The following is a 247-nucleotide window of genomic DNA, read 5'->3' on the forward strand; positions in this document are numbered from 1 at the left end:
GTTGGCATCTCCACCCTCAAAACGAATAGGATCCTTGTTAGTCCATCGTCCCGTGCCCGGATCATAATCCCGCGCCCCAAACCGTACCAACCCCGTATCCCGATCCCACACCCCCCCGGCAAACCCGAACGGCTGGAACCCCGGATTGCTATCCTCGATCACCCGTCCGAATTCATCGTACTCCATCCGCTGCACCACCGCACCGGTGGCGGCATCGACCACCAGCCGCGGACTTCCGAGGTGGTCA

1 protein-coding gene is annotated in these 247 nt (G+C 61.5%); it reads right to left on the reverse strand.

The features are described 5' to 3' along the window. Positions 1-247: RHS repeat-associated core domain-containing protein (locus tag ACYQ2W_RS26910; RefSeq protein WP_488193056.1), on the reverse strand; the 247-nt coding region annotated here is incomplete at both ends.

The sequence above is a fragment of the Endothiovibrio diazotrophicus genome (genome assembly GCF_054657215.1).